The organism is Rhizobium sp. BK379, assembly GCF_014193955.1.
Taxonomy (GTDB): domain Bacteria; phylum Pseudomonadota; class Alphaproteobacteria; order Rhizobiales; family Rhizobiaceae; genus Rhizobium.
Map to the genome: position 1 here is coordinate 1901051 of NZ_JACIAD010000001.1, position 24624 is coordinate 1925674.

Here is a 24624-nt window from a genome sequence, read left to right on the forward strand (position 1 = left end):
GAAGCGGAGCCTGGGATTGCTTTCATGGTAGATGACGTGAGCGCGGTGCGCCGCCAAAACGCCGCCGGTCTGCGCGGGTTGCTCGATCTCGATCAGCAGCGCGATTGGATGCTGGGTGGGACGATCCCGGCCGACGCCGACGAGCGTCCGGAATCCCTGGAATTGCGTCTCAAATACGTCGCGAAGTTCGAGAAGCTGCTGCGCCGGCCGCAGGCACAGGCGGTTCTCGACATTCTCAGGCGCTACGGGAGCGACTGCATCCCGATCCCGCGCCGGACGGAGCGGCATTATTGGTCGGTTTCCTGTCTGCCGTCGACACCGGGCAAGGCCCTCATTCGCGTCAATGCGAGCTGGATGGAGCTCTTCTCGCTCTATGCCGATGGTGACGATATCCGCGCGCTCTTCCTGGTGCATCTTTCCGATTTCACCACCGACCACTCGCTCGATCACGGGCAGGTGGATGAGGATTTCCTCGGGTCCTGTGTCATGACGCCTGAAGACGTCAGCTATTTCTTTCCCAGAGGCCAGGACATTTTCGGCGTCAAGGTCCGCGGCTTCTCCTCGATCGGCAAATTCCTCGCCACGCCCCGTGCGCTGCAGGCGATCCGGGCGTTCAACCTGACGCACATGAACCGCGGCCGGAACGCCTATCAGGCGAGCCACTGCTACAGGCTGGCGGATTACATGCTGGGTGACGACGGTCGCTGAACAACGGACCGGAACCGGCATCCCCTCCGATAAATGCCCGCCCATAAACCGTCGCGCGCATTGGCACGCCTCTTGCTCCGTTAAAATTACACTATCCCATCTGGAGTATTGTGTAATGGAATGGGACACCCCGATCGAATTCGCGCCTGTGATCCTGATGTTCAAGGATCCGGAAAGGGTGTTTTCCATCAGGACGGCAATGGGGGCCGCCAATGCGCTCATAAGGGAATTCCCCTGCGATGACGGAGAGGAGTTTCTTCTGGCCATCAAGCTCTGCCTCGATGTCGTCAAGGGCATCGCTGATCCCGAGCAGCTCAGAGCCGCGATCATTCGCGCTGCAGAAGAGGCTGGCGTTACCGCGATCGCCGTCCTGCACTGACCGCCTTTGAGCAGCGGCGGCATTGAAGCGTCGGGAATCCACTATAATTCTGCGCCATGAGCCACTGGCGTGCCAAAGGACGTGCGGTTCACCGAACGGGAGCGAAATGGGCGTCAGGAACTATCTCATCGAAGGCGTGTCCGGCACCGGCAAGACCACGGTCGCGACCGAACTCCAGCAGCGCGGCTACCACGTCATTCATGGCGACCGTGAGCTGGCCTATCGCGGCGATCCCCGCACGGGCGAGCCGCTGGACAGGCCCCGGCACGAGCAGGAGGATGTCGCCTTCGTGCACAGGCAGCACCTATGGCATGTCGGCAAGGTCCGATCGCTCGCGGCCGATAAAAGCCACCCGGTCTCCTTCTTCTGCGGCGGCTCGAGGAATTCCCATCACTTCATCGATCTGTTCGACGCCGTCTTCGTTCTCGAGATCGACCGAGAGACGTTGGAGAACCGGCTTGCAGGCAGGCCCGAAGACGAGTTTGGCGGAAGGCCGGCCGAGCGGGACCTTGTCCTGCACCTGCATGCGACGCGGGAAGACATTCCGGCGAATGCGACTACCATCGACGCCACTCGGCCGCTCGCCGCAGTCGTCGACGATATCCTGTCGAAATGCCGGGGGGCCGGCTGAAGCCGGGCTCGCTGCTCTCTAGAAAACCGCTCGAAACAAGCAAATCCATGCTAGTCTCGCAGGCCATCAGACCGATGGTGGATGCAGCGATGCTGGAAACGGACAAGATCTTCGCCGGCTCGATCCCGGAAAACTACGACCGCTATATGGTGCCACTGATTTTCGAGCCCTTCGCGGCAGACCTTGCCCGGAGAGCAGCGGTCTTGTCGCCGAATGCCGTCCTGGAAATCGCCGCAGGCACCGGGGCTCTCACCCGCGTTCTCGTCCCGAAACTGTCCTCGGGCGCAAGCTATACCGCAACCGACCTCAGCCAGCCGATGCTCGATTATGCCGCTTCGCAGCAGGCTTCCGACCGCCGTATCGAATGGTGCCAGGCGGATGCTCTGGCGCTGCAATTTGAAAACGCAGCCTTCGATCTCGTCTGTTGTCAGTTCGGGGCGATGTTCTTTCCCGACCGTGTAACTGCCTATCGCGAGGCAAGACGGGTTCTGAAGCCCGGCGGGCACTTCCTCTTCAATGTCTGGGATCGCATCGAGGAGAATGACTTTGCGAATGATGTCACCAATGCTTTGGCGGAGATGTTTCCGGACGATCCGCCGCGTTTTCTCGCGCGCACGCCACACGGCTATCACGACAAGGCCGTGATCCGGCGCGATCTCGAGTCAGCGGGTTTTCAAAGCCTGGCGATCGAGACGACGACCGAGCAGAGCCGGGCGCCCTCCCCGCGTCTTCCTGCCGTTGCCTATTGCCAGGGGACCGTTCTTCGCAACGAAATCGAGGCGAGAGACGCCGGAAAGCTGCAGGCTGCGACCGATCACGCCACCTCCGCGATCGCCGGCAGACATGGCAGCGGCGCGGTGGCCGCCAGGATCCAGGCGCATGTCATCATGGCCGTGGCATAGGCCGGGCAGGCGCTGGCGCCGCTGCGCCTAATGCGCAGTATAGGCGCCGTCCGCCAGGTAGTGCGCGCCGGTGATGAAGCTCGCCTGTTCGGAAAGCAGGAAGCAGACGAGGTTGGCGATCTCGTCAGGCGTCCCGCGCCGGCCCATGGGCTGAAGGGATGCCATCCGGCGCGTGCTCGCTATGTCCAGATGCTCTGACAGCAGTGGCGTATCGATCCAGCCGGGGCCGACAGCGTTTATCCGGATGCCGAACCTCGCATATTCTATCGCGGCAGCCTTCGTCAGACCGACAACTCCGTGCTTGGCCGCCGTATAGGCCGCTGCGGTCGGCAAGCCGACAGCGCCGAGCGCCGAGGACATGTTGACGATTGCGCCCCCGCCCGATCTCAGCATCACGCCGATCTGGCATTTCATGCAGTAGAAAACGCTGTTCAGATTGACGTTCATCAGCTTGTGCCAGTCATCGAGCGGATAGTTCCCAACTGCCGCCCTGACACCATCGATCCCGGCATTGTTGACCGCGAGATGAAGGCCGCCGCATGTCTCGACGGCAAAATCGACAAGGCGCTGCACGCCCTCGAAATCGGTCACATCGACAACGAATGCCCGCGCCCGGCCGCCATCAGCGCAGATTGCCGCCACGGTCCGGTGCGCAGCCTCCTCATTGATATCGGCAATGACGACCTCGGCTCCCTCAAGTGCGAGCTGCCGGGAAACGGCCGCCCCGATACCGGAGCCCGCCCCCGTCACAACTGCGACTTTTCCTTCCAAGCAAAGTTTCATCGCTTCCTTCCATCTAGGTATTCTAATATTCTTGCAAAACGAGTGGCCGAAGCAAGGAGATTCGTGCATGGTCGAAATGCATACTATTGCAAGTTGCGCAGCTTGTCCGCCTGCCAGATAAGCAATTCCACAGAAGCGAATGGGCCGGAAACGGGCCCGCCACTGAACGGAAAACATCGAAGCTGACTGAGGGTAAGTGGAAATGAACGAAAGGGCAGTTGTGACACGCCGGGGTCTGGTCTTGGGTAGCCTGGCTCTGATGCTTCATGGATGCAGTACGACATCGGATGGCCCGCCGCTGGGCTACCGGGTTTTGGGAAGGGATCCGGATGCCGATCCCCGCTATCGGCGGCAGGAAGTGGCTTATGACGGAGGCGAGCCGCCCGGCACCATCGTCGTCGATACGCGTGCACGCTATCTCTACTTTGTCGAGAACGGCGGCTTTGCCACGCGCTACGGCGTTGCCGTCGGCGAGGAAGGGTTGAGCTTCAAGGGCGAAGCCACGATCGGCCGCAAGGCGGAATGGCCCTCCTGGAAGCCGACCGACGACATGATCGCCCGCAAGCCGCGGCTTGCCCAATATGCCGAGGGCGTGCCGGGTGGTCCGGACAACCCGCTGGGGGCTGCCGCGCTTTACCTCTACCAGGGCGGCCAGGACACGCTCTTCCGATTGCATGGAACCAATGCTCCCTGGTCGATCGGCCAGGCGGTATCCAACGGCTGCATCCGCCTGACCAATGCCAATATCGTCGACCTCTACTCCCGCACCCGCATCGGTACGCGCGTACTCGTCATTTGAACCATGTCGCGCAAGACCGGGCCACGGTTTCGCGATACCGAGATCGCGAAATCGACAGCCGGAAGTGTGGCAGGTAAGCCACAACGATCACGGCATGCTTCAATGGCGTTTACCATGTGAAATTGCAGGGTTGGCCACACCGGTAAGTATCTGCTAATGTAGATTCGTTGCACATTGCATCACTGCCGCACTGTCCAAGGTGCCGATTATCGTCAAACTATGAGGTGCAGACTTTCAAGCCTGCACCAGGATGAGGAGAGGACTTAATGAGCAGAATTTTATTCTTGATCCTCGCAACGCTTGCGGTGGCCAATCTGAGTGCCTGCGGGTCGATTGGTAAAGGCAAGGGGAAAGCTCCACCGCCAGCAACAGCCGTCTACAAGTAAAATTCGCATAACGCTTGGGAAGGGCTCGGTAGGCCCTTCCTCTCTCTCTAACATCCCAAAACGGCCAGGATTGATCCCGCCTGCCATTCAGGACGCAGGAACGGCGCATCAGCCGGCATCAGGCCCGCATTCGCAGGAGCCTGCACATGGAGCGTGTTGATGGCGCTTGAAAGAAGCCGCTTGTGCGTGGTCGCCATTTTGGCGGTTGTGGTATCATCGTGTCAGTCAGAAGACAAAGCCCCCCAGCCACATTATACATCCGATGCCCGTGACCTTGGGAAACCGGCCGCGGCTCAAGCCCAGGCGGGGCGGCGCTTCATCGAATTCCGCTCGCGTTACGCGCTGACCTACGGTCACACTTATGTCGTCTTCGGCAGTGCCGACAGGAACGGAAGAATGATCAGTCCCGAGGTTGCGGGACTTGCCCCGGCATCGCCAGATGCCGCGCCCTATGTGTTGGGCCACTTTATCCCCGTCCCCGCCACGACAGGCGAAACGGACGGCGATCTCGAAGAGCAATACCGCTCGGCGAGCTGGCGCGTGATGTTGACGGACGCCGAATATAACGACACGGTCGCCTATATTCGCAAACTCCAGGCGCGCAGCCGTCTCTGGGAAGCGACCGTCTATAATTGCAACGCTTTCGTGGCCGATATCGCCAAACATATGGGCTATAAGACGCCAGGCATCTGGCTTCGCCCGCAGCAATTCATTACAAATCTGCGGGAGATGAATACGGGTTGATAGAAAAGCAGAGCGATCCCGGAAAGAAGCGGATCGTGGAAAGGTTCTGGTGCCGATTTGAGCTTGTCAGTTCACACCATTGGCGAGATCGTCTGGGTCCTCGGAATTATCGCATGGTACGTCATCCGCTACCCATTTGAGCGCCGCGGCAAGCGCGTGCCCATCGTGAGCAGCCAGCGGAGCGCGGCAGAGAAGATCGCGCTCGCGACGGCCCTTGCCGGGCTTGCGATCGTGCCGGCCTTCTACGTCGCGACAGGCATCCCGAGAGCTGCCGACTATCCTGCCCATATCTGGGCGGTCGTAGTCGGAGCAATCACATTCGCGCTCGCCATGTGGGTCTTTCGGCGAACGCACAAGCAGCTCGGCCGAAACTGGTCCATCACGCTGGAAATCCGCCAGAAGCATGAACTGATATCGTCAGGGCCCTACGCGCTGGTGCGCCACCCCATGTACACGTCCTTCATGCTGATGGGGCTGGCGCAGGCCTTCCTGCTGTCGAACTGGGTGGCGGGCCTTGCGGGCCTCGTCGGCTTTGCCGTGCTTTTCTTCCTGCGGGTGGACAAGGAAGAGCGTATGATGCTCGACGTTTTTGGTCCTGAATACCGCGCCTATATGGACAGGACGAAACGGATCATTCCTTATCTCTACTAGGGCAGTTCCAGCAAAACTGTGCAGCGCTTTGCGTCCGGAATTGCATGAAAACAAAGAGATGGATCATTTGTGCGTTTCGAGGGAAAACGGAAGTGATCTAGGGGGAGGACAAGGATGAGGGGACGGACAGTCAGGCTTTCGGCTGCGAGGCGGCTTGTCGGAGATCTCATGCGGTTTTCGATCGGCATACCGCGCGTCACCGTGCAGCGGCAGATGAACTTGCGCGCGCTGGTCGACGCCAGGAGCGCCTGCGACCCGCGCCCGTCATGGACCGTGCTGTTTCTGAAGGGATATGCGCTCCTGTCGAAGGAGACCCCGGACCTGCGGCGCGCCTATATCAAGTTTCCGAAGCACCAGCTCTATGAATATCCCGAAAGCGTTGCCTCGGTCGCCCATGAGCGCGAGCACGAGGGCGAGCGAATCGTTCTCCTGAGCACGATCAAGGGTCCCGAACAGCGCCCCATCCCGGAACTGGAAAAACTGATCCAGGAAGCGCGCTCGCGCCCGATTGCCGAGATCAAGGAATTTCGCCGCTCGCTCAAGCTTGCCCGCGCGCCGGCCTTTCTCCGCTGGTCGCTGATGTGGCTCGGGCTCAACCTGGGGCGAAAGCGGGCGCGCTATTTCGGCACCTTCCAGCTGTCGGTCTATTCCGGCCTCGGCGCCGAATCCCTAAACCCCCTGACGCCGCTCACCACGCTCCTGAACTACGGGCCGATCGACGCGGATGGGACGGTGACGGTCCGCATCCACTACGACCACCGGGTCATGGACGGCGCCAGCATTGCCCGCGCGCTGGAACGGTTCGAAAGGATCCTGAACGGCGGTGTCGTCGACGAGGTCAGGGGGCTCAAGCAGGCGGGAAAGCCTGCCGGCATATCGATTGCTGGAAGGGCACCATGAGCGTCGGCGCCGAACTCCGCCTGGCTGTCGTGGTCCTCGGTGCATCCCGGGGCATCGGGCGGGCCATTGCCCGGGTTGCCGCGCGCGATGGCAATATCGTGGTTCTGGTGGCGCGCTCCCCCGAGGACCTTGCGGCGGCGGCCGCCGAAATCGTCGGGGCAGGCGGAGAAGCCTTCACGATCGAACTCGACCTTGCCTCCCAGGATGCATCGTCGCGCATGGAGGCTTTTCTTGCCGCAAAAGGTCTGGCCTGCGGCGTTCTGGTCAATAGCGCCGGCTATGGCCTGCGCGGCGCCGCTACCTCCCTGCCCGCCGATGAGCAGCTCGGCATCATCGACGTCAACATCCGCGCGCTCGCCGACATGACCCTGCGCTTCCTGCCGGGCATGGTGGCGCGGCGCAGCGGCGGCGTCATCAATCTCGGCTCCGTCGCCGGTTTCGCGCCCGGCCCCTACATGGCCTTCTACTACGCCAGCAAGAATTTCGTGCGCGCCTTCTCGACCGCCCTGCATGAGGAGGTCCGCCGCTTCGGTGTGACGGTCACCTGCGTCGCCCCCGGCCCTGTCTCGACCGACTTTCTGGAAAAATCCGGGGCCGACCGGGCTGCCCTCTTCAAGGTGCTGCCCAAGCTCGATGCCGACTATGTGGCCCATGAGGCATGGCAGGGTTTCAAGTCCGGCCGCCGCCTCGTCGTTCCCGGCATCTCTTCGAAGCTCGCCGCCTTCATTGCGAGAATCTTGCCCTCGGCGATGGCCCTGCGCCTGATCGGTCGCGCTCAGCGCCGCAAGAGGGATCCGAACCCCCGTCGGCCGGAAACCAGCATTGCGGCACCGGCTCGTAAACCGGAATCGGCTTTCGGAAAGCCCGACGCCTAGGCTCCGGGAGTTAGGGCATCCTTCGTGCCTGCGGCCGGACATGCAGCGCTTCAGCTAAGGCTGCAATGCCCGGGATCATCGCTGGTCGGTGCTGCGCGCAAAAACCTGCTTCGAACCCTCAGGCTGATCGGCCTGCGGTGCCTCGCGCCTGATCCGCAGCCACCAGTTCGCGCTTAGCCGCGGGGCCGTCAGCTGTCCATCATGAGGAGATGGTTTGACCACCTCGTTCTGAATGCGATTGCCTTTTCCGGGCGCAATGTCGTCAGCGCAAGCCATGGTCAAGGGAAGAGCAAGAGCCGCGCTCGCAAGGAGCGCTCTCCAGGCATGTCTCGCAGTGCTCGGCATGACGGGCAGGTTTCTCATCCTCCCATTCAGCCAGAATATTAGCCTTTACGGAAGTACGAAACGGTAAATGTATCGGCAGTAGACGTAAATATACTGACGGTTGGCCCCCGCAACGCTCATTCCCAGGGAGCGCAGATACGGCAAGATAAACATTCATTCGATTGACTGAAATCTCCGTTGGAGTTATAAGTCAGTCATGAGCGATGAACAAAACCAACCGAACCGCGCCGAAATCACCCGGGAAAAGCTGCTTGCCGCAGCACTCGACGTCTTCGGCCGCCATGGCTTCGACGGCACCTCGACACGGCAGCTGAGCGAGGCGGCGGGTGTGAACCTGCAGGCCATTCCCTATTATTTCGGCGGCAAGGAAGGGCTCTATATCGCGACGGCGGAATATCTGGTGTCGCGCATCGAGCGTCATGTCGGCGCCCTGCGCCAGCAGATCGTCGCGCATATCATGACGCTCGATGCCGCCGGGCAGATGCTGACGGCAGACGATGCCCGCCATTTCCTGACACAGCTCACGGAGACGATGATCGGCATCTTCGTCAGCAAGGAATCGGAGCCCTGGGCGCGCTTCATCACACGCGAACAGATGGAGCCGACGGAGGCCTTCACCCGCATCTACAAGGGCCTGATGGGTCCGATGATCGAGATGGCGCGACGGCTGATCGGCACCATCCTGCGCGAGGATCCGGCTTCCGAGCATGTGCGCCTGCGCACGCTGGCCTTTGTCGGCAACATCATGATCTTCCGCCTCGCCCACGCCGCCGTCCTCGCCCAGATGGAATGGCAATCGGTCGGATCAGAACAACTCCAGAGCCTGCGCAAACTTGCCGCAGAACTTGTCGGCCTTTTGGAGCCGGCGAAAGGAAATACCCCATGAAACGGATCGTCCCCCTTGCCATCGTTATTCTCGTAGCCGCCGGCGGTGCCGCCTGGTGGTACGGCCTGCCGCAGAAGTTCGGCTGGTTGCCGGAACGATCAAAGGAATTCGCGCTCTACGGCAATGTCGATATCCGCCAGGTCTCCCTCGGCTTCCGCGTCAATGGACGGCTGGCCTCGCTCGCCGTCGATGAAGGCGATACGATCAGCAGCGGCCAGGTGCTCGGCAAGCTCGACGCGACACCTTACGAGGCTGCCGTTACGTCCGCAGAAGCCAATGTTGCCGCCCTGCAGGCCACGCTCGACAAGCTGAAGGCCGGCCCGCGCCAGACGGAAATCGCCCAGGCCCGCGCTGCCTATGACGAAAGCGTCGCGGCGCTGCACAATGCCAATCTCACCTATGAGCGCGCCCGGCAGCTTCGCCCGCAGGGCAATATCTCGGAAGCGAACCTCGATCTGGCAACCGCCAATCGCGCAATGGCCGCGGCCCGCGCCGATTCCGCCAACGAAGCGCTGAAGCTGCTGCAGGAAGGCAGTCGCGTGGAAGACATCGATGCAGCCGACGCCCAGTTGAAGGCAGCGCAATCCGCTCTGGTCTCCGCCCGCATCTCGCTTGCCGATACGGAACTGCGCGCGCCGAATGACGGCGTCATTCTGTCCCGCGTACGCGAACCCGGCGCCATCGTCGCGCCCGCCGACAGCGTCTATGTCCTGTCGCTAACGCAACCGGTCTGGGTGCGCAGCTATGTGGCGGAAGGCGATCTCGGCCGCCTGCATCCCGGCATGAAGGTCCAGGTGACCTCGGATACGCAAGCCGACAAGCCCTATGACGGCACGATCGGCTTCATTTCGCCGGTCGCCGAGTTCACGCCGAAATCGGTCGAAACACCGGAACTACGCACCGATCTCGTCTATCGCCTGCGCATCGTCATCGACAAGCCCGGCCCGGATCTGCGCCAGGGCATGCCGGTCACCGTGCACTTTCCCTCGCTGGCAGCGCGATGAGCCCGGTTCCCTCCAAGGCAGATGAAGCGCTGGTCCGGCTTGCCGATGTCACCAGGCGCTTCGGTGATGCCCCGCCGGCTCTCGATGCCGTCTCCGGCGAGGTCAGGGGCGGCGCCATCACCGGCCTCGTCGGCCCCGACGGCGCCGGCAAGACGACGCTGATCCGGCTGATGACCGGCCTCATGCTGCCCGACAGCGGCACTGTCGAGGTGCTGGGCTTCGACACAGCCCGGAACCCGGCCGCCATCCAGGCCTCGATCGGCTACATGCCGCAGCGCTTCGGCCTCTATGAGGATCTCTCGGTCCAGGAGAACCTCGATCTCTATGCGGATCTGCGCGGCCTGCCGAAGGCCGAGCGCGCCGCCGCCTTCGACGAGCTTCTGACCTTCACCGACCTGAAGCGTTTCACGACCCGGCTCGCCGGCAAGCTCTCGGGCGGCATGAAGCAGAAGCTCGGCCTTGCCTGCGCGCTCCTGAAAAAGCCGCGCCTGCTGCTGCTCGATGAGCCGGGCGTCGGCGTCGACCCGATCTCGCGCCGCGACCTCTGGAAGATGGTCGAGAACCTGACGCAGGAAGGCATCGGCGTGCTCTGGTCCACGGCCTATCTGGATGAGGCCGAAGCCTGCGATCATGTCCTGCTGCTCAACCAGGGAAAGCTGCTCTTTTCCGGCAAGCCGCACGACCTGACCGGGCGCGTGGAAGATCGTGTCTTCAAGGTCTCCGGCGTCAGCGGCCGCAGGCGCCAAGTGCTCGCCGAACTGCTGCAGACGAAAGGCGTGATCGACGGCGTCATCCAGGGCGATGCCATCCGCCTCGTGACATCGAAGGATGAGACGCCCGATATCGGCAAAACCGGCGGAGTAAAGCTGACACCCACCCCTCCCCGCTTTGAGGATGCCTTCATCGATATGCTTGGCGGCGGCCCCGGCGGGCGCTCCAAGCTCGCGGAGGCACAGGGCTCGCCGAGCGAGACGGGCGACCGCCCCGTTATCGAAGCCCATGGCCTGACCAAGCGTTTCGGCGATTTCACCGCCGCCGACAATATCACCTTCGATATCGGCCGCGGCGAAATCTTCGGCCTGCTCGGGCCGAACGGTGCCGGCAAATCCACCACCTTCAAGATGCTCTGCGGCCTGCTGAAACCGTCAGGAGGCGAAGGCCGGGTCGCCGGTTTCGACCTTCGCAAGGATGCCGCCGAGGCGCGCAACCAGCTTGGCTACATGGCGCAGAAATTCTCGCTCTACGGCGATCTCACCGTCATGCAGAACCTCGAATTCTTCGCCGGCGTCTATGGCCTCTCCGGCAGCCGCCGTCGCGAGCGCATCGAACTGATGACCGAAATCTTCGATTTCGGCCGCCACGGGCGCTATTCGGCCAAGGACCTGCCGCTCGGCCTGAAACAGCGCCTGGCGCTTGCCTGCGCCGTCATGCACGAGCCGCGCGCCCTGTTCCTGGACGAACCGACCTCCGGCGTCGATCCGATCACCCGGCGCGAATTCTGGACCCATATCAACGCCCTCGTCGAAAAGGGCGTCACCGTGCTGGTGACGACGCATTTCATGGACGAGGCCGAATATTGCGACCGCATCTCGCTGATCTATCGCGGCCGCTCGATCGCACTCGGCTCGCCCGACGAGTTGAAAGCGCGGGTCGCCACCAGGGAACAGCCGGACCCGACGATGGAGGATGCCTTCATCGCCCTCGTTCAGGACTCCGAAAAGGGCCAGGAAAAGGAGAAAGCGGCATGAGCGCTTCCTCCCGCAGCCGCCGCTTCATCGCCCTCGTACGCAAGGAAAGCTATCAGGCGATCCGCGACCCCAGCACCATTCTCATCGCCTTCGTACTGCCGCTGATCCTGCTCTTCCTCTTCGGCTACGGCGTGTCGCTCGATACGACCCGCACCCGCATCGGCCTCGTCCTGGAGCAGGCGACGCCGCTGACGCAGGATCTCGCGGCAAGCTTCCAGGCCTCGCGCTACTTCTCCGTCACTGTTGGCCGCGACCGGCGCATGTTCGAAGACGATCTCGTGCTCGGCAATGTGCGGGGCATCGTCGTCATTCCCGCCGATTTCGCCGCGGACTACGCCGCCGGCAATCACCCGCAGGTCCAGGTCCTCGTCGACGGCTCCGATCCCAACACCGCCAATTTCGTCCAGAACTATGTGCAGGGCGCGGTCGCCAACTGGGAGCGCCAGCGCCAGTCCGAAACGGTCGCCGCCGGTCCCCCCATCTCCATCGAGCAGCGTTTCTGGTTCAATCCCGAGCTGACGAGCCGCAACTTCCTCGTCCCCGGCTCGATCGCCATCGTCATGACGCTGGTCGGCACGCTCTTGACCTCGCTGGTCGTCGCCCGCGAATGGGAGCGCGGCACGATGGAAGCGATGATGGCGACGCCGGTGACATCGGCCGAACTGCTCGCTGGCAAGATCCTCCCCTATTTCCTGCTCGGCCTTGCCTCCATGACGCTCTGCGTGCTGCTCGCCGTCTTCCTGTTCGGCGTGCCGTTTCGCGGTTCCGTCATCGCGCTCTATGCGCTCTCTGCCGCCTTTCTCATCCCGGCGCTCGGCCAGGGCCTGTTGATTTCGACGGCGACCAAGAACCAGTTCCTCGCTTCACAGCTTGCGCTGATCTCCGCCTTCCTGCCGGCCTTCCTGCTCTCGGGCTTTCTCTTCGAGATCAATTCCATGCCTGAAATCATCCAGTGGATCACCATCATCGTGCCAGCGCGCTATCTCATCCCCAGCCTGCAGACAGTCTTTCTCGCCGGCGATATCTGGCCGATGTTTGCCCGCGCGATCGCCGTGATGCTCACGATCGGCGGCATCATGTTCCTGCTGGCTGCCCGCAGCACCAGAAAGAGGATCGGCTGAGATGTGGTGGACCCGGCTGAAAGCCCTCATCATCAAGGAACTGCTGGCCGTACTGCGTGACCCCAAGGGTCGCTTCGTGCTCATCGTGCCGCCCGTCATGCAGCTTCTCGTCTTTTCTTATGCGGCGACGCTCGAGGTGCGCAATGTCGATATCATGGTGCTCAACCGCGACAGCGGCCATTGGGGGCAGGAACTGATAGAGCGCATCCACGGATCGCCGACCTTCCGCCGCATCAACACAGCAGACAATCAGACCGATATCCGCGAAGCCATCGATGGTCAGTCGGTCATTGCCGCAATCGAGATCGGCCCCGATTTCTCCCGTAATATCGAGGCGGGCATTCCGGCCGATCTTCAGATCATCCTCGACGGTCGCCGCTCCAACGCCTCGCAGATCGTTTCCGGCTATCTCACACAGATTGGCATGACGCTCTCGGCCGAGACGCCGGCAGGCCAGCGCGCCATGGCCAAAACAGTGGCGACCGTGCCGCGCAACTGGTTCAATGCCAACCTCACCTATCAATGGTTCATGGTGCCGAACCTGATCGCCAGCATCGCGCTCCTCATCGGTCTCATCGTCACCGCGCTGTCGATTGCCCGCGAGAGGGAACTCGGCACCTTCGATCAGCTGATGGTCTCGCCGCTGCGCGTCCATGAAATCCTGGTCGGCAAGCTCATTCCGCCAATGATGATCGGCCTCTTCCACATGACGCTCTATATCCTGGCGGCGCTATTCATCTTCGGCGTGCCGCTCAGGGGATCGCTCTTGCTGCTCTATGGCAGCTCCATCTTCTATCTGGGTTCGGTCGCCGGCCTCGGCCTCTTCATCTCGGCGCTCTCGATGACGCAGCAGCAGGCAATCCTCGGCGCCTTCCTGTTCATGGTGCCCGCCATGCTGCTGTCGGGTTTCGCAACGCCGATCGAGAACATGCCGGCATGGCTGCAGCCGGTGACGACAATCAATCCGCTGCGTTATTTCCTCATCATCGTCAAAGGCGTCTTCCTCAAGGATCTTCCCGCGGAGGAAGTGCTGAACCAGACGATTCCGCTGGCCCTGATCGCGACCGCAACCCTCGGCGCCGCCGCCTGGCTGTTCCGCCGCAGGCTGGAATAGCCATCTCACGCACTATAACCCGCACGGCCAATCCGTGACTCCTGCGATCAGGAACAACGACTGATCCGGCTCGTTTCCTCAGCGCAAACCAAGGCAATTCCCATAGCGCTTATCTGCCCGGAATTGCTGAAGAAGCAATGAGATAGAGCATTTCCGTCTTTCCCTGAAAAACGCAAATGCTCTCGATCGAAGGAGTATCAAAATGCATAAGATCATTCTCGTTTCCGGCGCGCTGGCGCTTTCGTCGCTCGCCACCAATGCCATGGCCGACGGAGCGGTGACGGGTGCAGCCGGCGGCGCAATCACCGGCGCCATTGTCGGCGGCCCCGTGGGCGCTGCAATTGGCGGCGTGGCAGGTGGTGTAGCCGGTGCCGTCGTCGATCCGCCGCCGCGCGAGGTCGTAACCTACGTCCAGCAGCAGCCGGCCCCGCCGTCGGCAGTGGTGGTGCAGCAGCCGATCGTCGTTGGCAAGCCGCTGCCATCAGATGTCCAGGTGATCCCGGTGCCGGATAATCCGCGCTATGCCTATACCGTCATCAACGATCGCCATGTGATCGTCGAGCCGCAGACCCACCGCGTGGTTCAGGTGATCGAATAAACGCAAAAGGCCCCGCTTTTCGGCGGGGCCTCTTTCATGCGCAGTTTTCAGAAATGTCAGGGCTTGCGCGGCGTCGTCAGAGCCGCGTCAGCCGTATCGACCACAAACACGGCCAGCAGCTTTGCCGGTTTCGTCTTGCTGGCGTTGGCGCTGACATCGTGCCGGTCGCCGGGAAGTTCCGTGAAGTTCATTCCCTTGGTGAAGGTCTTCACCTCGCCGCCATTCACGCCGCTCAAAATGGCGCCTTCGAGAACAGTCGCATAAATAAGCGCCGATTTGGCATGGGTATGCGCCGAGCTGTAGCCGCCGGGCTCGTACTCGACCAGGACACCTTTCACGCTCTTGCCCGGAACATCCGGAAGCGCGTGCGCGTAAACCTCCGTCACTTTCGCGCCCTTCGACTCGTAGACGAGTTCACCCTTGGTGAGGTCGTGCGCCGAGGCGACGGTGACCGGCAGAACGAGTGCCATCATGGCATAAAGGATCGTTTTCATTATGCTTTCTCCACTTGCGATGCATGATTCTGGTGGCGGAGCCAATCCGCAAGCGCGGTCTGCCCCTGCATGAAGGCGCCCGTCGGAACGAGCGAGGTGGCCGTGACCGGCGCCCCGAAATAGCCAAGGGCTGCATCGACGCCGACGCTGCGGCTGTCGCCCTTTGCGGCCAGGTATGTCCGCATGCATTCGCCAAAGCCGGCGCGGTCCGGGCCGGCAAGGTCGACGATGCCATTGTGCGGCTTGCCAAGCGCAACGCTGACCAATGCCGCCGCGACATCATCAGCTGCGATCGGCTGGAACTGGATATCGGGGACATTTACCGCGCCGTCAGCGGAATAGGCCTCGGCCAGCGTCTCCATGAATTCGTAGAATTGGGTGGCGCGAACGATCGTATAGTCCTGGCCGGAGGCCTGCACCGCATCTTCCTGCGCCTGCTTGCCGCTCACATAGGGATTGCCCGAGAGGTCGCTGGTGCCCACGATGGACAGGACGACATGGTGGCGAACGCTGGCCGATTTCTCGGCTGCGGTCAGGTTGCGGGTGGAGGTCGCAAAGAAATTGCGAATGACCGGCTCGTCATAGGAAACGATGTTGGAGACGTCGATGACGGCATCCGCCCCTGAAAGGGCGGCTTCGAGCCCCTCGCCGGTAAAGGCATTGATCCCGTTTCTGGAGCTGGCGACGACGACCTCGTGCCCGGCATTGCGAAGAATGGTGACTGCCCTGGAGCCGACGAGGCCCGTGCCGCCAATGACGACAACCTTCTTGGACGTGCTTATTGTAGCTTCTCCTGTGACGAGGCCCGATTGCCCGTCTTTCTTTCGTTGAGTTCAAGGAAAGCGCAGCCGCGGGCGGCGATACCGCCGTCGTCGTCTGCCATGACATCAGCCGCGATGTCTGCGATGGTCACTTTGGCGAGCTCGGCGCGATACGCTCTTTCCGCCTTCAGCATCGCGGCATTGATCTGGCAGGGCTTGGTGAAGTACCGCCCCGGCAGAGGATTGGGTCCGCGCTGGCGGATCTCGGCACAGCGGAAGGCCGGTGCGGGACCTTCCACCGCCAGCACGACGTCGAGGAGAGTGATCTCCTCCTTCGCCCTCGCCAGCCTGTATCCGCCCTTCGGCCCCGGCGTCGTCACGAGCAGCCCGGCGCCCGACAATGCCTGCAGATGCTTCAGCAGGTAGCTTGGGGAAACCCCGTGAAGCTCCGCAAGTGCTGCCGCCGACAGCACCCCCTCCTCCGACAATCCGGAGAGGAAAGTCACACAATGAATTGCCTGCTCTACGCCGTCGCTGAGTTTCATGTGCCGTCTCCAATCATGGATAAACTTTATCCGCGATTTAGAGCGTCGTCAATATGCCCGGGGTGAACGATGCGTTCAGCGAAGTTTCCACGCGGAACGGGCGCGCAATTCCGGTCAGCGAACAAAAGAAAAAGGCCCCGCATTTGCAGGGCCTTAAGCAGGTGCACGACATCGAAAAGGCGGGAGGTCTTGTCCTAACCGCGATTGCGCAGCGCTTCCGCCTGCGCGTAGAACTTCTTTTCCCATTCCTTGTGATTATCGAGCCCTTCGCGGATGAACGGCGTGAAAATCGCAAGATTGAGCAAGGTCCAGTTGATCAGCCGGGCCGGGAATTTCAGCGGCTTGACGAAATCGATGAAGAGAACGACGCGCGTCTTGTCCGTGTGGTTCCACGCTTCATGCTCATAGGCATCGTCGAAGATCAGCGCCTTGCCTTCCTGCCAGTGGCAAATCTGGTCCTTGACGCGGATGGCAAGCTTGTCGGCCGGCTCTGGCACGATCATGCCGAGATGCAGGCGCAGCACGCCATTATAGGGGCCGCGATGCGCCGGCAGGTGTTTGCCGGGTTCGAAGATCGAAAACATCGCAGTCTTCAGGCCGGGGATCTTCTGCACCGCCTTCCAGGTTTCCGGGCAGGCCTGGATGTTCTGCTCGGACTTCACCCCGAAACCGACGAGAAAGAAGGTTTTCCAGCGATTGTCCTTGGAGATGGTCTGCACGTCGGTGGAGATATCCTGGAAGCTCGGCAGCTCGCTCTGGCGCACCAGCACGCGGTCGAGTTCGGCGCGGATCTGCGGCCAGGCCTTCTCGACCTCCTTCGCCCAGGGAAAGGCGGCATTGTCGTAAACCGGCGGATTGCCGAGTTTGGCATATTTGAAATTCAGGCCCTCGGCCCATGCGACGATGCCCATGAAGAAGCGCGTGATAGCGCTCGGCCGGTCCATGGGAGAGATCCCGGCAGTGGCAAAGTCTTGTGTCTCGGGGGCGGTTTTTGCGGGAAGGGATGTATTGGCGATAATGTCAGTCATGTGTTTTCCGTTGCCGACTAGAGCAATTCCAGCAAAAATGCACAGCGGCTTTGCATCCGGAATTGCGTCATAACGAAGAAAAGCGCGCTTCCGTATTTTTGAGGAAAGACGGAAATGCTTTGGGTATGACATGGCCTTCCGCAGGAGCCGTTAGGACGGTTTCCGCGTTGGCCATCGAGTAAATATGGCTAGTGCTGGGCGTCGCTCAAGTACACTTAAGTACAGGTTTTAGCGATCAATTGCCGCATGACACCGCCGCGCTGCGAGCGCGTCGGTGTTCAATCTGCAAGGGAAAATATCAGACTTTAAGCTCGCGGCGTTCGCGCTCGGTTACCATGGCAAGGTCGAGCACCTTCTGCAGGTTCGCCGCATGACGGAAGTTCGGATCGAGCTGCACGCCTGTTGCCACAGCCTCGGCAAAGCGCTGGTAATTGGTTGGAACCGGCGGCACGTCGACCGGCTTCCAGGTCGCCGTTTCGACATCGTCGCCGAGGCAGCCATGCAGCTCGGAACCGCTTGGGCGGTGGATGACTTCCAAGCTGCCTTTCTCGCCATAGATGCGCAGCTTCAGCTCGTTCAGATGACCGGTCGCCCAGCGGCTGGCATGGATGACACCGAGGGCGCCATTGGCGAAATCGACCGACATGGTGAAGCTGTCATTGGCATCGAGCATGTATTCGCCGATCTGCCCGCCGGGTGCCTTGTTGAAGGTCTTCAGTCGCGCAAAGACGTGATCGATATCGGTCGCCGCGCCATAGGCGGCAAAATCCAGGATATGGATACCGACATCACCGAGCACGCCGTTCGATCCGTGGCCGGTAGACAAACGCCAGAGCCAGGTCGATTCCGTGCGCCAGTCGCCCCAGGCGCGGGATACCAGCCAACTCTGCAGGTAGGACGCCTCCACATGCTTGATCGTGCCGAGCTCGCCCGATAGCACCATCTCGCGGGCGCGCTGCAGGGGAGCGACATTGCGGTAGGTGAGGTTCACCATGTTGATGACGCCGGCCGCTTCCGCGGCTTCCGTCATTTCCAGCGCCTTCGGATAGTTCTCCGCCAGCGGCTTCTCGCACAGCACATGCTTGCCGGCAGCAATCAGCGCCATGGTGGTCGGATGGTGGATCCGGTCAGGCGTGATGTTGGTCGCCGCATCGAACTCGCCCCAGGCGATCGCCTCGTCGAGCGTCAGAAACCGCTTCTCGATGTTGAACTTGTCGGCAAAGGCGGCCAGACGGTCTGAATCCGTATCGACGGCACCGACTACGGTCACGCCGTCGATATTCATGAAGTGGGCGAGCTGGTTCTTCGCCATCACGCCCGTACCAAGAACGAGTAGTCGCATGGATGCTCCTCAGCGGTAACCGGCTTCGCCGGCCTGATGCAGTCTCGGGCCGCGTTCGACGATCGGCTCCAGTGCTTTTTCTACCGGCACATTTGGAGCATCGGTGATGCTCTTCAATGCACCCTCGGGGTTATAGGCCCACTTCACGCCGTTGATCAGCACCTTCTGCACGGTTGCATCGTGATAGGTCGGGTAGGTTTCGTGGCCCGGACGGAAATAGAAGATGTTGCCGGCACCACGCCGCCAGGTCAGGCCCGAACGGAAGACTTCGCCGCCCTGGAACCAGGAGATGAACACCGTCTCCAACGGCTCCGGCACGGAAAACTGCTCGCCATACATTTCCTCGTTTTCAAGTTCGAAATGCTCGCCGATACCGGCTGCGATCGGATGGCGCTGGTTGATCGTCCACAGGCGCTCGCGCTCGCCCGCTTCACGCCACTTGAGTGCGCAGGGAGTGCCCATCAGCCGCTTGAAGATCTTCGAGAAATGGCCGGAATGCAGAACGAGAAGGCCCATGCCTTCCCAGACCCGCTTGGCGACACGCTCGACGACGACATCGGAAACCGCGCCATGATCCTTGTGACCCCACCAGGTCAGGACATCGGTTTCGGCAAGCCGGGCTTCGGTGAGGCCATGCTCGGGCTCCTGGAGTGTCGCCGTGGTCGCCGAAATCGCCGGATCGGTGTTCAGCGCCTTGGCTATGGTCGTGTGCATGCCTTCGGGATAGATGCCCCGGACGATCTCATTGGTTGTCTCATGGATGTTCTCTCCCCATACGACGGTGCGAATGGCCATGACTATGCTCCTCTAGAACCTTTGGATTTTTGGCAAGCAGGAAGGCGGGATTCAAAGCGCTTTGGGAAGATGGCCAGCCAAAGCAGTCCCTCCTCCGCATCAGAGGAAGACATAGACCTTTGTCGGTATTTTGACAAAGAGGATTTTTCCCGTCCCTGCGGTCGGGAAAAACCCCTTTTCACATCAATGGGAAACGGTCTTGGAGAACAGGTTGACGACGACCACGCCTGATATGATCAGGCCGAGACCGATAATGGCGGGCGTATCGAGCCGCTGCTTGAAAAACACGAACCCGACGGAGGAAATCAAGACGATTCCCAAAGCGCTCCAGATCGCATAGGCGATACCAACAGGGATATGCTTCAGCGTCAGCGACAGGCAGTAGAAGGCAGCCCCATAGCAGGCGACAACGAGCGCCGTCGGCCCGAGGCGGGTGAACTGCTGGGAGAGCTGAAGGGCGGTTGTGCCGATAACTTCAAGCACGATGGCTGCAACGAGCAGCCCATAGACGGCAGCCGGGTTCATGACGGTATTCCTTCTTGATCTACTTGTGGGTCAGCTCGATGAGGCGGGCAATCAACTCTCGCCTCAGAGCGCCACTGATATCATGGCTTTCCAACGTATCTGCGAACCACAGACCGTCGGCGGCAAAACGCACGATCAGCGTGTCGAGCGCGGAATCGGTACCGATATATTCCTCGGCCCTCGCCGCCACCCATTGGCGCCATCGCAGGCGCAGCCGGGGTTCGGCGAGAAGCGCGATCGTCACCTGCGTCCAGCTTCTGGAATCGTCGGGACGATCCTTCAGCCCGGATACCGCCTGCAGATAGGCGCGAGAGAAACGGCCCTGCGGCAGCGGATCGGCGCGCATCAGCTCGTCTATATCGGCGTCGAACTTCTCCAGCAGGCTTTCGAACAGGGCGTCCAGCAGCGCATTCTTCGTGGGGAAGTGATGCAGCAACCCGCCCTTGCTGACGCCTGACGCAGCCGAAACCGCATCGAGCGTGACAGCGCCCATGCCACTCTCACCAGCAAGACGCGCGGCGACCTCCAGCAACTGCTGGCGCACGAGCACGGGTTGTTTCTTGCGATGATGAGCGTTTGACATGAATTTATAAAGATACCGTCTGGACGGTTTTGTCAAGGAGAATCGACTGAAGGCGCTGCCTCGCAAGGGATTATGCGCGAAATGCCGCGGTGTTTTGATGACAGTTGCGATCCTTTTTGATCGGGTGCATCTAAGCGGTGGGCCGATAAGCCGGAAACGGCGTTCGGATGCTATTAAAACCTGGAGCGGCGCAGGGGACGTACCGCGCCGGGACTGGTATTGAGGGATGGTTTTGTGCCGGAAGAGAAGACCACTACGAACGTCACCACACTATACGACGCGATCGGCGGTGATCCTGTTGTCCGCGCCTTGACGCATCGCTTCTACGAACTGATGGATACGCTGCCGGAGGCTAGGCACGTGCGTGCCGTGCATCCGCCGAGCCTTAAAGGCAGCGAAGAGAAATTCTACGAATATATGACCGGCTATCTCGGCGGCCCGCCGCTCTATACCGACAAACGCGGCCACCCCCGCCTGCGCAGTCGCCATTTCGTCGCCAAAATCGGCCCCGTCGAACGCGACGAATGGCTGCTCTGCTTCCGCCAGGCCATGGATGAAACGATCGCCAGCCAGGCATTGCGAGACCTCATATGGGCGCCGGTCGAGCGCCTCGCCCATCACATGCAGAACAAGGAATAGCCATGAGCCTGAACGCGCGCCTGGAGCCGGTGCTCTATCTCTTTGCCGGCCTGTTCGGCCTTGCGGGCGTGGCCCTTGCCGCCCTTGCCGCCCATGGCGGCGGCGATGCACATCTCGCCGCCTCGGCCTCCGCCATGTGCCTCGCCCACGCCCCCGCCCTGCTGGCGCTGGCAATTGGCGCCGCCAAGATTAGAACCGCCTGGCTCGCCGGTTTGCTGATGATTGTGGGAACGGTGCTGTTTGCGGGTGACCTCGTGACGCTGCGTTTCACCGGCTCCGGCATGTTCCCCTATGCGGCCCCGACAGGTGGCTGGGCGATGATGCTGGGATGGCTGGCGGTCTCAGCGAGCGCATTTTGGCGGGTGCGGGCGTAGAATTTCGGAAGGCTACAGAGCGGGCCTCCCCTCTCCCCGTGGAGAAGGGGATGCTAGCTGTTCGCCTGCGGTATACGCCCGAAGCGCAAAAGATTGCCATGCGGATCATGGATATAGAATTCCTCCATGTTCCAGGGCCGCACCGCCATATCCGACAGGCGCTCGATACCCTTCGCACTGTATTCCCTATGAAGCGCGCCAATACCGCCGCCACGTAGATAGACGGATGTCTTTTCCGGCAGGCTTCGATCGTCGGTCAGCCAGAAATGCAGTTCCATCTCACCGCGTCTGACGATCAGATAGTCACTCGCCTCGTAGACGATTTTGATGAAGCCGAGTTGGTCCCGATAGAAGGCAAGCGTCTCGGCGATATCCAGCGACGGCAGAACCGGCATCACCTCGATGCGATCGGGATCGCAGCTCATATGCCATCCACAACGTTGAAGCCTTCGAACACCGGCGGTCCCTTGTACAGGCCCTTGTTGTCGCCGGCATTGCGGTGGGCTGCGCGGAAATTCTCCGACTTCGTCCAGTTCAGAAAATCCTCTTCGCTGCGCCAGAGCGTGTGCGAGGAAAACAGCGTATAGCCCTCCTCCGCATTGGCCTTGCCGCGCAGCAGGCGGAATTCGACGAAACCCGGAACCTGCGACAGGTTGGAATCACGATTGCGCCAGATACTCTCGAAATCGCCCTCAGCGCCGGCAGCCACCTTGAAACGGTTCATCGCGATATACATCAAAAGCTCCTCACGCCTTTTTCTGGGTCGCACGTCCGGCATAGGACGGAAAGGCGACGATATTATTGCCGTCGGTCGCGTCCGCGCCAATGGGCTTTACAGACGCTTCGCCGGGCATGCGTGCTTCCCAGGCGGGAAACAGCACGACATTGGGATAGCTGCGCTGGCGGGCGGCATTCTCAAGGAAAACTTCGTAAAGCTCCGGCACAAGGCCGTCACCACCGTGAGCGGCGAGCTTGTGCAGGCCGATCATCGTAAACCCGTCAGGGTGCCCATCATTCATCGGGAATTGTCTCGTTCGTTCATCGTCTGCAGCGCACGTTCCAGGCTGGACTTGCTGCCGTTACGCAGCGGAATGAAGGCCTTGCTGAATTTCTTGCAGCCGGTCTTCACGCGCAGGCAGGCATCATGGCTGATACAGTCGATCGGGCAGAAGACGCAGTCGACGGAAGGAAGCAACGTGTCGATGCGCGAAACGGCTTCGCGAAGGCCGCCGTCGTGGTGGATCAGCTCTGCGCCGAAGCTGCTGGCGATCTGGCGAAGATGCGCCACCTGGCAATCGCGGCCGCCGACATAGAGGAAACTGCGGCCATCCAGCTTGGAGCGCCCCGAGGAGGACTGTTGCGCCTCCTGATCGGCCTGAACGCGGATCTCCCGGTTCGCCCCCTTCTTCGCCTTTCGAGCCATTTACCACCCGTTCGCTCGTTGATCGTCACACGATTCCTGCGTGTGCGAGCGGGACCTTATTAAACTTGATTTTTAGAGTAAAGTATAAAGTTGATTATTTTTATCATATTTAATTCCTACCAACCTGAATTTCCTGCTTGAAACTCACGGATTGCCCACCCGGCGGCGGGCTGAACGGCGATGCGCGCCGCACGGCATCGGTAGCGGCCTGATCGATCTCAGGAACGCCGGAACTCCTGTAGATGACGGCAGAGACAAGATTGCCGCCGCCGCCGATGGTCAATGTCACGCCGGCCGTCCCGTAGACGCCGCGAGGCTCGCGAAGCGCGCGGCGAATGCGGGCGCGAACCTTGCCGCCGTAATTGGCGCGCTCAGCGGTGCCGATCCCGTTGTTGTTGCTGGCGGCTTGCGAATTGCGGTCCGACTGGGCCGACGGATCGCCGTCGGCAACGCCGCGCTGCGAATTCTGCTGCTGCTCGCCATTCCTGCCGGCAGCCTTCTGCGGCGGACGCTTCTTCTCAACCGGCTTCGGCTTTTCCTCTGCTGTCACCTTCGGCTTAGGGGTCGGCGTGACAACCTCCTCGGGCTGTTCCGGCTCCGGCTGGACTTCAGCCGTTTCGACAGGTTTCACCTCTTGCGGGGTCTGCGCAACCTCGGGCTGGGTCTCGGCAGGCTGCACCTCGGTCGGCTGGACCTGAGTGGGTTGCACCGCAGTCGGCTGTATCTCGGTCGGCTGTACTTCGGAGGGCTGTATCTCCGGCGAAACCGCATCGACCGGCACCTGCTGCTGTTCCGGAACGATCGTGGACATCGGCTGCGCGACGGACTCCTCCGCCGGCACTTCGGATACCAGGATTTCGGGCTCGACAGCCGCGGCATTTTCCGGCGAGACCCGCGTCACTTCCGGCGCCGGCGCCTGTTGAATGGCCTCCTGCATCTCGACGGGCGAAACCTCGCTCGTCGTCACAGGCGAGACCTCGGTCGGCTGCACGGTCTCCGGCTGCGCCTCCGCTGTCTGCATCGGCTGGATCGTGTCGGGCTGGACAGGCTCTGGAATAATTTCCTGCTGCACGGTCGTTTCCGTCTCGCCAGCTGCCGCTTGGTCAACATCGGAATCGCCGTACATGACGACGCTCATCGCCTGGCCGGCTTCTTCGATCGCCTCTTCAGGCGCTTTCGGAAAGGCAACGATCAGCGCAGTCGCCAATGCTGCATGAAAAATCAGCGAGCAGATGCAGGTCAGTGTCAGCCGCCGCCGCACCGGCGCCTTCTCGTCCTCCTGCTTCTCCACCGCCGCATCCATCGGCAATGGTGTCACCGGAGCAGCGGGAGCGGCTTCCGGGTGATCGGGGAAGGAGGAGATCTGCGCAAACCGCGCATAGTGGATGACCTGTTCTCCGGCCGGCTGGCGCTGCGCGTTGCGCAGATCGGCCAGCTCGTGGCCGGGATGCATGCCGGGATTGTTGTCGTTCAGGCCCTCGTCAGCGCCCTCCTCCTCGATGAGCACGTGTCTCGATCTGGATTTCGCTGATATTGCCATT

General features: G+C 61.4%; 32 protein-coding genes. 18 read left to right on the plus strand and 14 right to left on the minus strand.

Going from position 1 to position 24624, the window contains the following annotated elements; all coding sequences use genetic code 11:
- Positions 1 to 24 precede the first annotated feature (24 nt).
- The 4 genes from FHT93_RS09675 to FHT93_RS09690 all read left to right on the plus strand — a co-directional run bounded on the left by FHT93_RS09675 (position 25) and on the right by FHT93_RS09690 (position 2620).
- A complete protein-coding gene (locus tag FHT93_RS09675; protein WP_183847247.1) occupies positions 25 to 708 on the plus strand; it encodes a hypothetical protein in 684 nt (227 codons plus the stop codon).
- Between the two features lie 115 nt (positions 709 to 823).
- On the plus strand, positions 824 to 1087 hold the full coding sequence (locus FHT93_RS09680) for a DUF982 domain-containing protein (RefSeq protein WP_113117757.1): 264 nt from the start codon (positions 824 to 826) through the stop codon (positions 1085 to 1087).
- Between the two features lie 106 nt (positions 1088 to 1193).
- Complete coding sequence (locus tag FHT93_RS09685) at positions 1194 to 1718, plus strand: AAA family ATPase (protein WP_183847249.1); 525 nt, start codon at positions 1194 to 1196, stop codon at positions 1716 to 1718.
- 89 nt (positions 1719 to 1807) lie between these two features.
- The gene (locus tag FHT93_RS09690; RefSeq protein ID WP_183847594.1) at positions 1808 to 2620 is read left to right on the plus strand and encodes a class I SAM-dependent methyltransferase; all 813 of its coding nucleotides are present in this window, start codon (positions 1808 to 1810) and stop codon (positions 2618 to 2620) included.
- A 27-nt stretch (positions 2621 to 2647) separates the two neighbouring features.
- On the opposite strand, the gene FHT93_RS09695 is transcribed toward FHT93_RS09690, so the two are convergent.
- Positions 2648 to 3403 (minus strand): SDR family NAD(P)-dependent oxidoreductase, encoded by a 756-nt coding sequence (locus tag FHT93_RS09695; protein ID WP_112547885.1) that lies wholly within the window; start codon positions 3401 to 3403, stop codon positions 2648 to 2650.
- A 202-nt stretch (positions 3404 to 3605) separates the two neighbouring features.
- Here FHT93_RS09695 and FHT93_RS09700 point away from each other — a divergent pair, with 202 nt between their 5' ends.
- The 12 genes from FHT93_RS09700 to FHT93_RS09750 all read left to right on the plus strand — a co-directional run bounded on the left by FHT93_RS09700 (position 3606) and on the right by FHT93_RS09750 (position 14574).
- The gene (locus tag FHT93_RS09700) at positions 3606 to 4202 is read left to right on the plus strand and encodes a L,D-transpeptidase (RefSeq protein WP_018113981.1); all 597 of its coding nucleotides are present in this window, start codon (positions 3606 to 3608) and stop codon (positions 4200 to 4202) included.
- 266 nt (positions 4203 to 4468) lie between these two features.
- The gene (locus FHT93_RS35515) at positions 4469 to 4588 is read left to right on the plus strand and encodes an ABC transporter (RefSeq protein WP_112547884.1); all 120 of its coding nucleotides are present in this window, start codon (positions 4469 to 4471) and stop codon (positions 4586 to 4588) included.
- A gap of 159 nt (positions 4589 to 4747) precedes the next feature.
- Positions 4748 to 5332: a hypothetical protein gene (locus tag FHT93_RS09705; protein WP_029616318.1), complete on the plus strand. Its 585-nt coding sequence runs from the start codon at positions 4748 to 4750 to the stop codon at positions 5330 to 5332.
- Between the two features lie 63 nt (positions 5333 to 5395).
- On the plus strand, positions 5396 to 5983 hold the full coding sequence (locus FHT93_RS09710; protein ID WP_113117755.1) for a protein-S-isoprenylcysteine O-methyltransferase: 588 nt from the start codon (positions 5396 to 5398) through the stop codon (positions 5981 to 5983).
- Positions 5984 to 6097: 114 nt separating this feature from the next.
- On the plus strand, positions 6098 to 6883 hold the full coding sequence (locus FHT93_RS09715) for a hypothetical protein (protein ID WP_183847251.1): 786 nt from the start codon (positions 6098 to 6100) through the stop codon (positions 6881 to 6883).
- Entirely contained in the window at positions 6880 to 7758 is an 879-nt protein-coding gene (locus FHT93_RS09720; protein ID WP_183847253.1) for an SDR family oxidoreductase, read from the plus strand. The genes FHT93_RS09715 and FHT93_RS09720 overlap by 4 nt, the downstream gene beginning before the upstream one ends.
- Positions 7759 to 8299: 541 nt before the next feature.
- Positions 8300 to 8989: a CerR family C-terminal domain-containing protein gene (locus FHT93_RS09725; protein WP_112547878.1), complete on the plus strand. Its 690-nt coding sequence runs from the start codon at positions 8300 to 8302 to the stop codon at positions 8987 to 8989.
- Entirely contained in the window at positions 8986 to 9993 is a 1008-nt protein-coding gene (gene hlyD, locus FHT93_RS09730; protein WP_112547877.1) for a secretion protein HlyD, read from the plus strand. Before FHT93_RS09725 ends, hlyD begins: the two co-directional genes overlap by 4 nt.
- On the plus strand, positions 9990 to 11741 hold the full coding sequence (locus FHT93_RS09735; RefSeq protein WP_183847255.1) for an ATP-binding cassette domain-containing protein: 1752 nt from the start codon (positions 9990 to 9992) through the stop codon (positions 11739 to 11741). The genes hlyD and FHT93_RS09735 overlap by 4 nt, the downstream gene beginning before the upstream one ends.
- Positions 11738 to 12862 (plus strand): ABC transporter permease, encoded by a 1125-nt coding sequence (locus tag FHT93_RS09740; protein WP_183847256.1) that lies wholly within the window; start codon positions 11738 to 11740, stop codon positions 12860 to 12862. Before FHT93_RS09735 ends, FHT93_RS09740 begins: the two co-directional genes overlap by 4 nt.
- A 1-nt stretch (position 12863) precedes the next feature.
- Positions 12864 to 13976 carry an ABC transporter permease gene (locus FHT93_RS09745; RefSeq protein WP_183847258.1) on the plus strand — a complete coding sequence of 371 codons (1113 nt, stop codon included), beginning with the start codon at positions 12864 to 12866 and terminating at the stop codon, positions 13974 to 13976.
- Between the two features lie 202 nt (positions 13977 to 14178).
- Positions 14179 to 14574, plus strand: coding sequence for a DUF1236 domain-containing protein (locus FHT93_RS09750; protein WP_183847260.1), 396 nt, complete (start codon positions 14179 to 14181; stop codon positions 14572 to 14574).
- 56 nt (positions 14575 to 14630) lie between these two features.
- On the opposite strand, the gene FHT93_RS09755 is transcribed toward FHT93_RS09750, so the two are convergent.
- From FHT93_RS09755 to FHT93_RS09790, 8 genes are all read right to left on the minus strand, one after another.
- Entirely contained in the window at positions 14631 to 15068 is a 438-nt protein-coding gene (locus FHT93_RS09755; RefSeq protein WP_112972701.1) for a cupin domain-containing protein, read from the minus strand.
- Positions 15068 to 15850, minus strand: coding sequence for an SDR family oxidoreductase (locus tag FHT93_RS09760; protein WP_183847596.1), 783 nt, complete (start codon positions 15848 to 15850; stop codon positions 15068 to 15070). The genes FHT93_RS09755 and FHT93_RS09760 overlap by 1 nt, the downstream gene beginning before the upstream one ends.
- Positions 15847 to 16374 carry an Rrf2 family transcriptional regulator gene (locus FHT93_RS09765; protein WP_112547870.1) on the minus strand — a complete coding sequence of 176 codons (528 nt, stop codon included), beginning with the start codon at positions 16372 to 16374 and terminating at the stop codon, positions 15847 to 15849. The genes FHT93_RS09760 and FHT93_RS09765 overlap by 4 nt, the downstream gene beginning before the upstream one ends.
- Before the next feature lie 194 nt (positions 16375 to 16568).
- Complete coding sequence (locus tag FHT93_RS09770; protein WP_113208629.1) at positions 16569 to 17402, minus strand: aspartyl/asparaginyl beta-hydroxylase domain-containing protein; 834 nt, start codon at positions 17400 to 17402, stop codon at positions 16569 to 16571.
- A gap of 298 nt (positions 17403 to 17700) precedes the next feature.
- Complete coding sequence (locus FHT93_RS09775) at positions 17701 to 18744, minus strand: Gfo/Idh/MocA family oxidoreductase (protein WP_183847262.1); 1044 nt, start codon at positions 18742 to 18744, stop codon at positions 17701 to 17703.
- 9 nt (positions 18745 to 18753) lie between these two features.
- Positions 18754 to 19539 (minus strand): ThuA domain-containing protein, encoded by a 786-nt coding sequence (locus FHT93_RS09780; RefSeq protein WP_113138828.1) that lies wholly within the window; start codon positions 19537 to 19539, stop codon positions 18754 to 18756.
- A 183-nt stretch (positions 19540 to 19722) separates the two neighbouring features.
- On the minus strand, positions 19723 to 20064 hold the full coding sequence (locus FHT93_RS09785) for an SMR family transporter (RefSeq protein WP_183847264.1): 342 nt from the start codon (positions 20062 to 20064) through the stop codon (positions 19723 to 19725).
- A 19-nt stretch (positions 20065 to 20083) separates the two neighbouring features.
- Positions 20084 to 20647, minus strand: a complete 564-nt coding sequence (locus FHT93_RS09790; protein ID WP_183847266.1) for a TetR/AcrR family transcriptional regulator — start codon at positions 20645 to 20647, stop codon at positions 20084 to 20086.
- 234 nt (positions 20648 to 20881) lie between these two features.
- Here FHT93_RS09790 and FHT93_RS09795 point away from each other — a divergent pair, with 234 nt between their 5' ends.
- Both FHT93_RS09795 and FHT93_RS09800 read left to right on the plus strand, forming a co-directional pair.
- A complete protein-coding gene (locus tag FHT93_RS09795) occupies positions 20882 to 21286 on the plus strand; it encodes a group II truncated hemoglobin (protein ID WP_183847268.1) in 405 nt (134 codons plus the stop codon).
- A 2-nt stretch (positions 21287 to 21288) separates the two neighbouring features.
- Positions 21289 to 21660: a DUF423 domain-containing protein gene (locus tag FHT93_RS09800; protein ID WP_112544045.1), complete on the plus strand. Its 372-nt coding sequence runs from the start codon at positions 21289 to 21291 to the stop codon at positions 21658 to 21660.
- Positions 21661 to 21713: 53 nt separating this feature from the next.
- Here the strand turns inward: FHT93_RS09800 and FHT93_RS09805 are convergent, their stop codons facing one another.
- From FHT93_RS09805 to FHT93_RS09825, 5 genes are all read right to left on the minus strand, one after another.
- Positions 21714 to 22085, minus strand: coding sequence for a VOC family protein (locus FHT93_RS09805; protein ID WP_183847270.1), 372 nt, complete (start codon positions 22083 to 22085; stop codon positions 21714 to 21716).
- The gene (locus FHT93_RS09810; protein ID WP_183847272.1) at positions 22082 to 22396 is read right to left on the minus strand and encodes an antibiotic biosynthesis monooxygenase; all 315 of its coding nucleotides are present in this window, start codon (positions 22394 to 22396) and stop codon (positions 22082 to 22084) included. The genes FHT93_RS09805 and FHT93_RS09810 overlap by 4 nt, the downstream gene beginning before the upstream one ends.
- A 10-nt stretch (positions 22397 to 22406) precedes the next feature.
- A complete protein-coding gene (locus FHT93_RS09815) occupies positions 22407 to 22679 on the minus strand; it encodes a hypothetical protein (RefSeq protein ID WP_113116712.1) in 273 nt (90 codons plus the stop codon).
- Entirely contained in the window at positions 22676 to 23083 is a 408-nt protein-coding gene (locus tag FHT93_RS09820) for a DUF2325 domain-containing protein (RefSeq protein WP_113147607.1), read from the minus strand. The genes FHT93_RS09815 and FHT93_RS09820 overlap by 4 nt, the downstream gene beginning before the upstream one ends.
- 109 nt (positions 23084 to 23192) lie before the next feature.
- Positions 23193 to 24623: an energy transducer TonB gene (locus tag FHT93_RS09825; RefSeq protein WP_183847274.1), complete on the minus strand. Its 1431-nt coding sequence runs from the start codon at positions 24621 to 24623 to the stop codon at positions 23193 to 23195.
- Position 24624 lies beyond the last annotated feature (1 nt).